The sequence below is a fragment of the Bailinhaonella thermotolerans genome, from assembly GCF_003594875.1.
Lineage (GTDB): Bacteria > Actinomycetota > Actinomycetes > Streptosporangiales > Streptosporangiaceae > Bailinhaonella > Bailinhaonella thermotolerans.
This window is the reverse complement of the sequence record NZ_QZEY01000001.1, coordinates 274,855-286,942: the sequence shown is the minus strand read 5'-3', so window position 1 is coordinate 286,942 and position 12,088 is coordinate 274,855. Positions and strand designations below refer to the sequence as shown.

Sequence of the window (12,088 nt, the reverse complement as noted above, 5' to 3'; positions counted from 1 at the left end):
GCGCAGGTTACCGGGGCCCGCCGCGGGGCGGGCGGCGCCGCCGTGCCGGATGGCCGGTCAGGCGCCGTCGGTCTTCTGGAGCTGGGCCAGGGCCCGGTCCAGGGCGCGCTGGGCGTGGGTGAGGATGCGGGAGTTGTAGGCGCCGGTGGCGCGGATGGCCAGGAGCTCGGTCTGCTGGGCCTGGAGATACCGCGCCGACAGCTCCCGGTAGAGCTCGCGGGGGTCGGGTGAGTCGGCGGGCGGCGGCTCCGAGGGCGGGGTGCGGACCCAGTCGGAGCGGACGCGCTCGACGATGCCCGGCGGGTACGGCGTGCCGTCGGGGCGCGCCGCGTCGTCCAGGACGCCCCGCGCGCGGGCGTTCAGGTCGCCGAGCAGCGCGACGTAGTCGGCGCGGTCGGCCTCGGGGTCGTCGCCGGGGACGCGCAGGATCCGGATCACGGCGGGGAGGGTGAGCCCCTGGAGCAGCAGCGTGGTGAGGGCGACGACGAAGGCGATGAGCAGGAGCTGGGGCCGGTAGGGGGTGTCCTCCGGGAGGGTCTGGGCGGCGGCGACGGTGATCGCGCCGCGCATCCCCGACCAGGCCAGGACGGCTCCGCCGCGCCAGCCGAAGTTCTCGGCGACCATGAAGGCGACGTCGCCCTCCAGGCGCGTGAGCCGCCGCAGGATGTGCCGGGTGCGGCGGGGCGCCCGCCGCCGCAGATCCGCCTCGGAGACCCGGTCGCGCGCCCGGCGCAGGAACTCCTCCACCGAGGCGGCCCGGGCGGCGTTGCGCCGTACCAGGGAGACCAGCGGGACCACGAACAGCACCCGCGCCACGATCGCCAGGAGCGAGGCGGCCAGGCCGATGGCGACCCCGTGGGCGGCGCTGAGCCCGGCGGCGGCGCACTGGTCGAGCAGCGTGTGCAACTGCAGCCCCATGACCAGGAAGAGCCCGCTCTCCAGCAGGAACGCCACCGTGCGCCAGTTCACCGTCTCGGCGAGGCGGTCCGCGGCCCGCAGGAAGCGGGGGCTCTGGTCGCCGTTGACCAGCCCGCAGACCACGACCGCCAGCACCCCGGAGGCCCCGATCTCCTCGGCGGGCAGGAACGCCAGGAACGGCACCACGAAGGACATGGCCGTGGTGAGCACGGCGTCGTTCAGCCGGCCCCGGATCCGCACCGTCACCGCCCCGGTGACCGCCCCGATCACGACCGCCGCCGCGACGGCCCACACGAACTCCAGCCCGACCCGCCCCGGGTGGACCGTCCCGGACATGGCCGCGGTGGCCGTCGCGAGCAGGACCAGCGCGGAGGCGTCGTTGACCAGGCCCTCGCCCTCCAGGATGGTCATCAGCCGCGAGGGCAGGCCGAGCCGCCTGCCGATCGAGGTGGCCGCGACCGCGTCGGTCGGGCTGACCACGGCCCCGAGCGCGAAGGCGGCGGCCAGCCCCAGCCCCGGCAGCAGCCACGCGAACAGGTACCCGGTGCCCAGCGCGGTCACCGCCACCAGCAGTACGGCCAGCCCGGCGATGGTCCGCAGGTCGCGGCGGAAGTCGATGGCCGGCATCTGCACCGCCGCCGCGTACAGCAGCGGCGGCAGCACCACCGCGATCACCCACTCCGGCTCCAGCTCGATCGCCGGCGCGCCCGGCAGGAACCCCAGCCCCGCCCCCACGACCACGAGCGCCAGCGGCACCGCGACCCCCACCCGCCGCGACACGGCCGCGATGACCACGATGCTGATCACGCCCACAACGGCGACGAAAGTCCCCTCCACCCTCCGCCCCCTTCCCCGCCCGCCACCCCCGATTCCCCCTCCCGCCTGCGCGGTCGCGGAAAGGGATCACCAGGCGCGCGTCAGGTGGGGGCGGGGGAGGGGCGCCTCGATCGAGGGCGCGTGCGCCCGCGTGCCGGGCCGGGAGGCGCCGCCCGCGTGCCGGGCCGGAAGACGCCGCCCGCGTGCCGGGCCGGAAGACGCCGCCCGCGTGCCGGGCCGGGAGGCGCCGCCGGCTCGGCGACGCAGCGCCGCGGAGAGCCCGTCAGCGTGGGGAAGGACGCGGGTGCGCGTCCGCCGCGGCGGGAGCCTCCCCCTCCGGCTCCGGGGTCCAGGTGATGGGGAGGGTCCGGGGGCCGGTGATGGCGGTGCCGTGGCGCCAGGGGATGTCGGCCTCACGTACGGCCAGGCGGAGGGCGGGCAGGCGGGCCAGGAGGCCGGCGAGGGCGGTCTGGAGTTCCAGGCGGGCCAGATGTGCGCCCAGGCAGTAGTGGGCGCCGTGGCCGAAGGCGAGGTGGGGCGCGCGGTCGCGGGTCAGGTCCAGGCGGGCGGAGTGGGGGAAGGCGCGCTCGTCGCGGTTGGCGGAGCTGATGTCGGGGATCACGAGGTCGCCGGCGCGGATGCGCACACCGCTGAGCTCGACGTCGCGGGTGGCCCGCCGTACCAGGAGGGCGTCCTGGTCGAGGAGGCGGATGTAGCGCAGCAGCTCCTCGACGGCGGCGGGGATCAGCTCGGGGCGGCGGCGCAGGAGCTCGGGGCGGGCCGGGTCGCGGAGCAGGACGATGAGGATGTTGGCGAGCTGGTTCGCGGTGGTCTCGTGCCCGGCGATGAGCACGGTCATCGCGAAGTCGATGAGCTCGCCCTCGGTCAGCCGGTCCTCGTCCTCCTGGGCGGCGATCAGGTCGCCGATGAGGTCGGCCCGGGGGGCGCCGCGCTTGGCGTCGACCAGGCGCCGCAGGTACTCATGCATGTCGGCGTACGCCTGACGGGTCTCCTCGATCGGGCGGCCCTCGACGGTGGCCATCGTCTCCGACCAGCGGCGCACGTCGTGCCGGTCCGCCAGGGGCACGCCGAGCAGCTCGGAGATGACCATGATCGGCAGGGGCAGGGCGAAGTCCGCCACGAAGTCCGCGGGCGGCCCCTGCTCCCGCATCGCGGCGATCAGCTCGTCCACCAGGGCCTCGATCGGGCCGCGCAGGCGCTCGACGGACCGCGCGGTGAAGGCCGGCGACAGGATCCGGCGCAGCCGGGTGTGCTCCGGCGGGTCCATGAGGAACATCGACTCCGGCGGGATCTGGAGCACGCCGAGCCGGGGCCCGTCCGCCTCGAACGCCGCCGCCCGGCTGAAGGCGCCGGAGTCCGACAGCACCTCCCGCACCGCGGAGTGCCTGGTCACGAGCCATCCGGGGGTTCCGTCGGGCAGTGAGACGCGGGACACCGGCTTCTCCCGCCGCAGCCGCAGGCACCGGTCGCCGGTCAGCCGATCGCCGTTCCCATGGGCACCCGTCACGGTCGCCTCCCGAGCACACCCGGAGATCCGGGACTTCTTTACACCGACATGTCAGAACATTCCCGGAATGCGAGTGGTGGTCTGTGGCGACGGAAGTGCGACTCCTGTCACCCCCGCGCCAACCACCCCTGCCCGCCGCGCCCGGTCGGGGGCCGGCGCGCTTGACCTTGCCGCTGGCGTCAAGCCCCTAGCGTCGCGCCATGACCGCGCACAGCACCCGCCCGGCGTCTCCGGGCACCAGACAGAGGAGCGGCACGCCGCTGCCGCCGTGGCTGCTGAGCCTGTTCCTCCTGGCCTTCTCCTTCGGCACCGACGACCTGATCATCGCGGGCATCCTCCCGGACCTCTCCCGGGACCTGGACGTCCCGGTCGCCGTGGGCGGCCAGCTCGTGACCGCGTTCGCCCTGACGTACGCGCTGGGGGCTCCGGCCGCCGCCCTCCTGACCGCCCGGCTGCCCCGGCGGCGGGTGCTCATCGGGGCGACCGCCGTGTTCGTCCTCGCCAACCTCGCGGCCGCCCTGGCCCCGGCGTACGGCCCGCTGCTGGCGGCCCGGATCGCCGCCGGGCTGGCCGCCGCGGCCGCGTCCCCCGCCGCCTTCGCCATCGCGGCCATGGCCGCCCCCGAAGGCCGCCAGGGCAGGTACCTCGCGATCGTGGGGGCCGGGCTGACCACCTCCCTGGTGGCGGGGGTGCCCGCGGGCACGTGGATCGGCGGGGAACTGGGCTGGCGGGCCACGATGCTCTACGTCGCCGGCATCGCCCTCGTGGCCGGGCTCGGCGTGCTGCGGACCCTGCCGCCGCTGCCCGGCGGGGAGCGGTCCCGGCTCAGGGACCACCTGGCGCCCCTGCGCCGCCCGGCCACGGCGGCGGCCCTGCTGGCGATGATCCCCAGCGGCGCGGGCGGCATGATGTCCTACGTCTACATCACCGAGATCGTCGGCATGCTCGGCGGCGTCCGCGGCTCCGCCGTCGCCCCGCTCATCACCGCCGTGGGCCTGGCCGGGATCGTCGGCGCCCTCATCGGCGGCCGGCTGGTGGACGGGCTGGGCGCCCTGCCCGCGCTGATCGTCCTGCTGTGCGGCGTGCTCGCCGCGCCCCTCCTCATGGCGGCCCTCGGCGTGGCGGGCGGCCCCTACCCGATTCCCGTCGTCGCGCTGGTCGTGGTGCTGTACGGCCTGGCCACCTGGGGGATCGCGCCCGCGACCCAGGCCTGGCTGCTCGGCCGCGGGGACGGCCAGGCCGCCGCCAACCAGTTGCTCGCGCTGAACAACAGCGCCATGTTCCTCGGCTTCTCGCTCGCCGGCGGCCTGGGCGGCCTGGTGCTGCGGGCGTACGGCCCGGCGGCCGTGCCCGCGGCCGCGGCGGGATGCGTGCTGGTCTCACTGGCGTTGTTCGGCACGGCGGCGCTGTCCGGCCGGCGCGGGAGGGAGAGCTGATGATGCGGATCGGCGAGGTGGCGCGCTGCGCGGGGGTCTCCACGCGCGCCCTGCGCTACTACGAGGAGCAGGGCCTGATCAACGCCCGGCGCGACCACAACGGCTACCGGGTGTACGACGAGGGCGCCGTGCTCCTGGTGCGCGACATCGCCCGGCTCCTGCACGCCGGGCTGACCTCCGAGGACGTGCTCCGGTTCGTCCACTGCCTGGGCACGGGGGAGCCCGAGCCGCCGAAGGACTGCGTGGCCCTGCTCCGGACCTACTCCGAGCGCCTCGGCGCGCTCGACGCGCGCATCGCCGCCCTGACCGAGGTGCGCGAACGCCTGGCGGCCGAGACCGATCGCCTGGCCGAGCTGCTGGAGGGCCGAGGGCCGGCGCGGCCGCCCGGCGGGGGATGACCGACCCGGAGCCCGTCCCGGCGCCCGCCCGCCGCCGCGCCCCGGAGTCCGCCCGTCGCCGCGGCCGGGCGCTCGGCCCCTGGCGCGGGCCCGCGCGGTGCGAGCCTCGTCAGCGGGCGGGACCCGCGTCCGGCGCGGCCGGCGCCGGGGTCGCCGCGCCCGGGGCGTACAGCAGGGAGACGAGGTGGTGGAGCTGGTCGCGCTGGGCCTCGTCGAGCGGGGCCAGGAACTCCCGCTCGGCCGCGCGCATGAGGCCGGCCGCCTCCCGGAACGCGGCCTCGCCCTCCGGGGTGGGCGCGACGACGTGCTTGCGCCGGTCGGCGGCGCTGCGCTCGCGCTGGGCGTACCCGCGCCGCTCCAGCTCGTCGAGGACCGCCACCATGGTCGTGCGGTCCATCCCGATGATCGCGCACAGGTCCTGCTGGGACAGCGCGGCGGCGCGGATCTCCTGCAGCACCATCACGTGCCGCGGCCTCAGCCCCAGGGGTTCGAGCGCCCGCTCGAACCGGGCCGCGGCGGCGGACCCCAGTTTCGCCAGCAGGTAGCCGGTGTGGCCCTGAATCCGCTCCTCCGAACTCCCCATGTCCCACAATCTAGGCCCTTTACCCGGCGGAGAAATCCTCTAGGCTGAACGTCAGCACCACTGATATTCAGTCGAGCTGAAGATGAGGTCGTCATGGAGACCACCCGCTCCGAACGCGCCGTCCGCGTCACCCTCGTGCTCCTCGGGGTCATCACCGCCACCCCGGTCGTGGCCCTGGCCGCCCCGGGCACCCTGGAGTCCGCGTACGGCGCCGCGGCACCGGCCGACGCCGTGCACCTGGCCCTGCTCCAGCACCGCGGCGTCCTGCAGGCCGCCCTGGGCGCGGCCCTGATCTGGGCCGCCTTCCACCCCGCCGCCCGGATCCCGGCCGCCCTCACCGCCGTCGCCACCAAGACCGCCTTCCTCGTCCTCATGACCCTGGCCGCGGGCACCCCCTTCACCGCCCTGGGAGCCGGCTTCGACCTGGTGGCCATCGCCGCCCTGACCGCCATCGCCCTCCACCACGCCCGCCGCCCCGCCCCCTCCCGCGGCGACGCCCCGCCGCCCACGCCCCGGCCCACCGGCTGATCGCGCACGGCCGCCCCGCCGTACACCTGGATCACCCCCCGCGAGCCCGAGAGTGTCGGAGATCTCTGGTAGGACGTAGGCCGACCGGTGAGCCGAGGGGGCGGGGGAGACATGGACGACGGAGAGGGGCGTGACGGCGCGCGGGGGAGCGTCGTGGACATGGGGGTCTACCACGACCGGTACTGGCTCGCCGACACCTACACCGGACTGCCGATCGTCGACCTCCAGCACGTGGACGACGACGAGGCCGGGGACCTGGACGCTGCCGGGACGGCGTGGCGGTTGTGGACCTATGACGACGAGGACTTCGCCGAGCACCTCCGGCGTTTCCTGCTGACCGTGGACACGGGACGGGTCCGCGCGATCCTGGTCCAGGAGTGGGGGCAGGACACCGGATCGGAGGTCGTGGTGGAGCAGCTCGCCGAGCACGCCGCGGAGCTCCCGGGACTGCGGTCGATCTTCCTGGCGTCCGAGAGCGAGCACGTCCGGATCTCCTGGATCCGGCACGGCGACGTCACGCCCCTGCTGGAGGCGTTCCCGGCACTGGAGCGGCTGGACGTGCGCGGGAACGGCCCGCGCCACGGCGGCGAAGGCGGCCTGCGGTTCCGTCCGGTGCGGCACGAGTCGCTGCGCATGCTGCGCTTCGAGTCAGGCGGACTGTCACCCGAGATCGTCAGGGCGGTGGGCGAGAGCGACCTCCCCGCCCTGGAGCACCTGGACCTGTGGCTGGGCCGAGCCTGGTACGGCGGCGGCGCCACTCCGGAGGACCTGAGCGGCGTGCTGCGCGGCGACCGGCTGCCGGCGCTGCGCCACCTCGGGGTCCGCAACAGCGAGATCCAGGACGAGATGGCGGCCGCCGTGGTCACCGCCCCTGTCGTGCCCCGCCTGCGGACCCTCGGTCTCGGCCTCGGCACCCTGACCGACCGGGGCGCCGAGTCCCTGCTCAGCGGCCACCCGCTGACCCACCTCACCCACCTCGACCTCGCCCACCACTACCTGACCGGCCCCATGATGGACCGAGTGCGCCAAGCCCTCCCCGGCGTCGAGGTGAACCTCAACGAGCGGCGATCTCCCGGCCCCGACTCCACCCATCACGTGGCGGTCTCCGGCTGACCCCCGGCCAGCGCGGGACAGCACCCGGGCCGCCGCAACCGTGCACCCGCTGGCACGCCCGGGAGTACGGCGGCCGGCGGCCCGGAGGCGGCTAGCCGGAGCGCCTTCTCAGGGTGGCGGTGAGGGCCTCCGCGAAGGGGATGCGCAGGGTGCCGTCCACCTGGGCTTGCACGGTCAGCGTGCTCGCCGCCGGGCAGGTGCCCTTCCCCGGCGCGACCTCTCTCACGACGATCTCGTTCGGCGTGGCCCGCACGAGCGCGAGATCGAAGGAGCATCGTTCGGGCGAGATCGTCAGCGTGCCCGACAGCCGCCCCGCACCCGCGGGTCTCTTGTGGATGCTCAGGTGGATCGAGGACTCCAGCAGCGTGGCCAGATCCGGCGGGAGGGGGTCGGCGCCCGAGGGGCGGCCGTACTCCACCGGACCCGTCCAGTCGCCGGTGAAGTGGGGCGGCGGTTCAGCCGTCGTCGTCACGATCAGGGACGGCGCAGGCGTGGGCTCGCTCCGCTGCCCGTCGCTCGGAGAGGGCCGAGCACCCGCGCCGGGCGGGGGCTGAGCGCCAGCGCCGGGCGGGCGCCGGGCCGCCGCCTCCGACGCCCGTTCTCTTCGCTCATCGGCGTAGTGGGAGGCCGCGCCGAAGTAGAGGCTCGCAGCCGTGCAAACAGTGGCCACGACCGTGCAGATGACGGTGGTCGCGACGGCCCACGGCCTCTGCCAGACCGACGGGTTCCCGTTGCCGACGTGCGAGGGCACCCACCCGTCGTACCCCAGGGGTGTAGATCGTTCAACACCCTCCGGCCGCGCGCGATCGACGACCGGCCGCACCGTGGCCTCTGACGGCCGGGTCGCCCGTCTCCGATGACCCCGGTGGTCCGACCTTCACAGGATGAGGAGCGCCTTGACCGCTGTCGTACGGTCTCCCGGCCCTGGGGCGGCGCGGCGGCTCGACGCCCCGATGGACCGGCTCCCCGGCGGCCCCGGCGGCGCCCAGCTCCGGTCCCGCGAGGCCGGTTCCCCGGATTCGCCGGTCGGGGCAACGGTCTGGGGCGGTGGTGGACTCTACGGGGTGAGGAGGTGTCCATGGGGGACCGCAAGCAGGCCCTGGACGAGGAGTTCCACGGGTTTGTGATGAGCCGCTGGCCGCGGCTGATGCGTACGGCGTTCCTGCTGACGGGTGAACGGCACGCCGCCGAGGATCTCGTGCAGTCGTCGCTGGAACGGGCCTACGTGTCTTGGCGCAGGGTGAGCGCCGCCGGGGATCCGGACGCCTATGTGAGGCGCATTCTGATCAACGCACACGCGCGCCGGCATCGCAGGAAGCTCAAGGAGTACCTGCGGGCACGGGACGAGGTCCAGGAATGGGACGAGCCGGAGCGTGACGACCGCATGGCGCAGGCCGAGGACCGTTCGATGCTGCTGCGGGCCCTGGCCCGGCTGCCGGCGCGGCAGCGCGAGGCGGTGGTGCTGCGCTACTGGGAGGACCTGACCGAGACGCAGGCCGCCGAGGCCATGGGCTGCTCGGTCGGCGCGGTCAAGAGCAACACGGCCAAGGGCATCGCGAAGCTGCGGGCGATCCCGGGGCTGGCGGCGATGGTGACCAGCGGAGGGCGGAGATGACGATCGAGGACCGTGACATGGACGACCAGGACGTCACGCTGCTGCTGCGGGAGGCGGCGGGCGGGATCGAGCCGGGTGCGGCGCCCTACGCGGCGGTGGTGCGTGGCGGGAAGCGCCGCAGGGCGCGCCGCTGGGCGGCCGGCGCCGTCACCGTGCTCGCCCTCACGGGCGTCGCGGGGACGTTCGGGGCCGGCGCGCTGATGGACCGGCCCGAGCCGGTGGCGGCCGAGACCGCGCCGTCACCCGAGCGACGGCACGTCTACACGCCCTGGGTCACCCCGCTGGCGACTGTGCGTGACGGCGCGAACGCCTCGGAACTGCGTCTGTCGGTGGAGGTCTGGGGCGCGCCCCGGAACGCGGCCGAGATCCGCGAGCAGAAGGCGCGCATGGTCCGGCACGGCGTGTGGCGGGACCGTGAGAGCGATCCCGTACGGCCCGGCGACGTGTGGTTCTCCGTCGTCGCCACCCGGGTGGGCGACGGCAGGCGGACGGTCGTGGTGAGCGGCCTGGAGCAGGCGGGCGGGGAGCGGCCGGGGTACGTGGCCTACGACCTGCCCGGGGACCTGGTGTCCGGCCGGGTGGTCGTCGGCCACGTCTCCCCGGACGTGCGGCGCATCACCTACCAGTGGAGGGACGGGAGCAGTGACCCGGGGCTGATCCAGGTGGCCGGGCTCAAGGATCGCTGGTTCGCGCTGCGGGCGGACGCGGGTCGCCGGTTGCGCGCCATCACGACGGTCGACGCCGCCGGCGAGTCGAAGACGTGGCCGGCGAGCTGATCTGATCATCGGCCGCTCTCCGCGGGGGAGCGGCCGATGGCGCCGCCGTACCCTGGGCGCGAGGGGGCGCTGAGCGCCGGCGGCGGGACCGGTGCCGGCGTTCGGTCAAGATCTGGTGGGCTGGTGCTGCTCGGGCAGGTGGCTCTCCGGGTGCGCCCACGGCACGACGTTGCCCGGGTCCCCGGATCTCTCCCACTCCCGCCGGAAGAACGCCACGACCTCCCGGTCCGAGTGGCGCAGGCTGAAGTGCGTCAGGACGAACAGGGTCCGCGGGTGCGCCTCGACCACCGGCCTGAGCCGGCTCCACACCGTGTGCCCGACCCGGTTCGCGCGGTCCATCTCGGCGTCGTCCAGGAAGGTGCACTCGGTGATGATCACCGGGTAGTCGAACAGCCAGGGGTTGCGCGCGAACACGTCCACGTGCGTGTCCCCGAGGAAGGCGAACAGGGGTTTGCGCACCTCGGTCTCGACCTCGGCCCCCTCCTCGCGCGCGCGGGCGACGATCCGGCCGAACTCCCCGTCCCGGCCCTCGCCGGCCAGGGACCGCCGCAGCTCCTCGAACTCCGGCCGCAGCGCCTTGCGCCGTTCGGAGAAGGCGTATCCCACGCAGGGCACCTTGTGCCGGCACTCCACCACCCGCACGTGGTGCCCGCGGCGGCCGAACCGGAACTCCTCGCCCTGGCGTACGCCGTGCAGCCGGTGGCCCCCGGCCCGGGCGGGGTCGAAGCCCGGCCCGTGGTTCAGCTCGGCGGAGGCGCGCAGATAGGACTCGGCGTACGGCACCGCCTCGGCCGGCAGGTAGATGTCCACGCCGGACGGGTTGGACGCCAGGAAGTCGAGGTCCTTGGAGTGGTCGTGGTGGGTGTGGGTCAGGAAGACGGTGTCGGCCCGCCGCCCCTCGCACAGCCCGGCGTCCAGGCAGCACCGCAGCTCCGGGATGTGGAAGAACGTCTTGTCGTTCGCGCGGGAGTACCCGGTGAGGGTCAGCCCGGTCCCCGGGATCCGCCAGGTCTTCCACTGCCGGAAGGGGTGCCCGCGCTCCAGGAGGCCGGGCCGGTCACGCCGCTGCTCCGCGAGCCCGGTCATCGAGAACGCCCTCCCATCGCCGGCCGCGGCCGGCCCCCGGCCCGCCACGGCGGATCGCTCATGATCGTAACCCCGCCCCGCCCCCGCCACACCCGGATTTCCGGCCCGGCCGGGCGATGGGGGAGGGCTCTCACACCCCGGCGCTCGCCGCCCCGGTCCCTCACGGCCGCCGTCGGGCGTACGCCGGGCCGGCCCTCGTGCGGCCCGCAGGCCGTACGCCGGGCCGGCCCTCGTGCCCTTGGCCGGGCGTACGCCGTACCGGGGGGCTTAGCGGGCGGCGGCGGTGAAGGCGGCGCGGTCGGGGGCGGGGAGCCACTGGCGCCGCGGGTCGAAGGACGGGCGCGCGCGCGTGACGAAGGCCAGGAGGCGGGGCAGCAGCGGGTGCGGGTTCTGGCGGTGGCGCAGCAGGGAGTGCGGGTAGACGGGGACGGGCTCGACCAGCGGGATCTGCACGATGTCGGGCCGCCAGGGTATCCGCGTGCCCTCGCCGACGAAGCTCAGCAGCCCGCCCGCGCCGACCTCCGCGGCCAGGTGCTCGTAGCCGAAGTCGGGCCCGGAGGCGTCGATCCGGACGGCGAACGCCTCGGCGAGGAGGCGGTAGTAGTCCGCCCACTCGCTCCCCGGGGCGTTGCCGGGCATCCACACGGTCGCGCCGGCCAGGCGCGCCATCTCCACGCGCGGCAGCCCGGCGAGCGGGTGGCCGCGGCCGGCGAGCAGGTGCAGCGGCTCCAGGAGGGCGGGGACGGCGACGAGGTCCTCCTCCGGCTCGCCGTCCACCCGGCACAGGGCCGCGTCGACGGATCCGCGGGCGAGCGCCGCGCGCGCGGACCGCAGCCCGTCGGAGGTCACGATCTCGACCTCCGCGCCCTCCTCGCTCTCGTGGAACGCCCGGACCAGGTCGATGGGGGCCAGGCGGGTGTCCAGCACGTCGATCCGCAGCGCGCCGCGCCGCCCCCGCAGCGCCGCCAGCGCCTGGTCGGCGAGCCCGGTCAGGGCGCGCGCGTGGGGCAGGAACGCCCGGCCGTCGTCGGTGAGGGCGGCCCCGGCGCGGGAGCGGAGCAGCAGCCGCAGCCCGAGGTCGGCCTCCAGCCGCGCGATCCGCTTGGAGACGGCCTGCTGGCTGATCCCCAGCCGGACCGCGGCCTCGCCGAAGTACCCCTCCTCGGCCACCGCGACGAAGGCGCGCACGGCCCCGAGATCGACATCATTCACAACCTCTGGTTGTGAGATTTCCGCGTGTCGGTTGTTGGACAACCCGCTCCTTCCTCGGATCGAATACTCCGGGTCGCAG

The 12,088-nt window shown here is 75.2% G+C and carries 12 protein-coding genes; 6 read left to right on the top strand and 6 right to left on the bottom strand.

All coding sequences use genetic code 11. From position 1 onward, the window contains the following. Positions 1-57 precede the first annotated feature (57 nt). Positions 58-1,755 carry a cation:proton antiporter gene (locus tag D5H75_RS01355; protein WP_119924455.1) on the bottom strand — a complete coding sequence of 566 codons (1,698 nt, stop codon included), beginning with the start codon at positions 1,753-1,755 and terminating at the stop codon, positions 58-60. 262 nt (positions 1,756-2,017) lie between these two features. After that, positions 2,018-3,262 (bottom strand): cytochrome P450, encoded by a 1,245-nt coding sequence (locus tag D5H75_RS01350; protein ID WP_119924454.1) that lies wholly within the window; start codon positions 3,260-3,262, stop codon positions 2,018-2,020. Positions 3,263-3,462: 200 nt separating this feature from the next. Between D5H75_RS01350 and D5H75_RS01345 the strand changes: the two genes are divergently transcribed. Then, positions 3,463-4,698, top strand: a complete 1,236-nt coding sequence (locus D5H75_RS01345) for an MFS transporter (protein ID WP_119924453.1) — start codon at positions 3,463-3,465, stop codon at positions 4,696-4,698. Further along, positions 4,698-5,096: a MerR family DNA-binding transcriptional regulator gene (locus D5H75_RS01340; protein WP_242453928.1), complete on the top strand. Its 399-nt coding sequence runs from the start codon at positions 4,698-4,700 to the stop codon at positions 5,094-5,096. Before D5H75_RS01345 ends, D5H75_RS01340 begins: the two co-directional genes overlap by 1 nt. A 109-nt stretch (positions 5,097-5,205) precedes the next feature. Here D5H75_RS01340 and D5H75_RS01330 read toward each other — a convergent pair whose 3' ends face one another. Continuing rightward, a complete protein-coding gene (locus D5H75_RS01330) occupies positions 5,206-5,679 on the bottom strand; it encodes a MarR family winged helix-turn-helix transcriptional regulator (RefSeq protein ID WP_119924452.1) in 474 nt (157 codons plus the stop codon). 93 nt (positions 5,680-5,772) lie between these two features. Between D5H75_RS01330 and D5H75_RS01325 the strand changes: the two genes are divergently transcribed. Together D5H75_RS01325 and D5H75_RS01320 are read left to right on the top strand one after the other, a co-directional pair. Next, positions 5,773-6,207 carry a hypothetical protein gene (locus D5H75_RS01325; RefSeq protein ID WP_119924451.1) on the top strand — a complete coding sequence of 145 codons (435 nt, stop codon included), beginning with the start codon at positions 5,773-5,775 and terminating at the stop codon, positions 6,205-6,207. A gap of 111 nt (positions 6,208-6,318) precedes the next feature. Next, positions 6,319-7,320, top strand: a complete 1,002-nt coding sequence (locus tag D5H75_RS01320; protein ID WP_242453927.1) for an STM4015 family protein — start codon at positions 6,319-6,321, stop codon at positions 7,318-7,320. Positions 7,321-7,411: 91 nt separating this feature from the next. Here D5H75_RS01320 and D5H75_RS01315 read toward each other — a convergent pair whose 3' ends face one another. Continuing rightward, positions 7,412-7,792, bottom strand: a complete 381-nt coding sequence (locus D5H75_RS01315; RefSeq protein WP_147425031.1) for a hypothetical protein — start codon at positions 7,790-7,792, stop codon at positions 7,412-7,414. 606 nt (positions 7,793-8,398) lie between these two features. On the opposite strand from D5H75_RS01315, the gene D5H75_RS01310 reads away from it, so the two are divergent. Both D5H75_RS01310 and D5H75_RS01305 read left to right on the top strand, forming a co-directional pair. Continuing rightward, on the top strand, positions 8,399-8,935 hold the full coding sequence (locus D5H75_RS01310) for a SigE family RNA polymerase sigma factor (RefSeq protein ID WP_119924449.1): 537 nt from the start codon (positions 8,399-8,401) through the stop codon (positions 8,933-8,935). Continuing rightward, on the top strand, positions 8,932-9,711 hold the full coding sequence (locus D5H75_RS01305; protein ID WP_119924448.1) for a hypothetical protein: 780 nt from the start codon (positions 8,932-8,934) through the stop codon (positions 9,709-9,711). The genes D5H75_RS01310 and D5H75_RS01305 overlap by 4 nt, the downstream gene beginning before the upstream one ends. A 105-nt stretch (positions 9,712-9,816) precedes the next feature. On the opposite strand, the gene D5H75_RS01300 is transcribed toward D5H75_RS01305, so the two are convergent. Then, positions 9,817-10,797 (bottom strand): MBL fold metallo-hydrolase, encoded by a 981-nt coding sequence (locus D5H75_RS01300; RefSeq protein ID WP_119925157.1) that lies wholly within the window; start codon positions 10,795-10,797, stop codon positions 9,817-9,819. A gap of 267 nt (positions 10,798-11,064) precedes the next feature. Next, positions 11,065-12,009 carry a LysR family transcriptional regulator gene (locus D5H75_RS01295; RefSeq protein ID WP_202637716.1) on the bottom strand — a complete coding sequence of 315 codons (945 nt, stop codon included), beginning with the start codon at positions 12,007-12,009 and terminating at the stop codon, positions 11,065-11,067. Between the last annotated feature and the right edge of the window lie 79 nt (positions 12,010-12,088).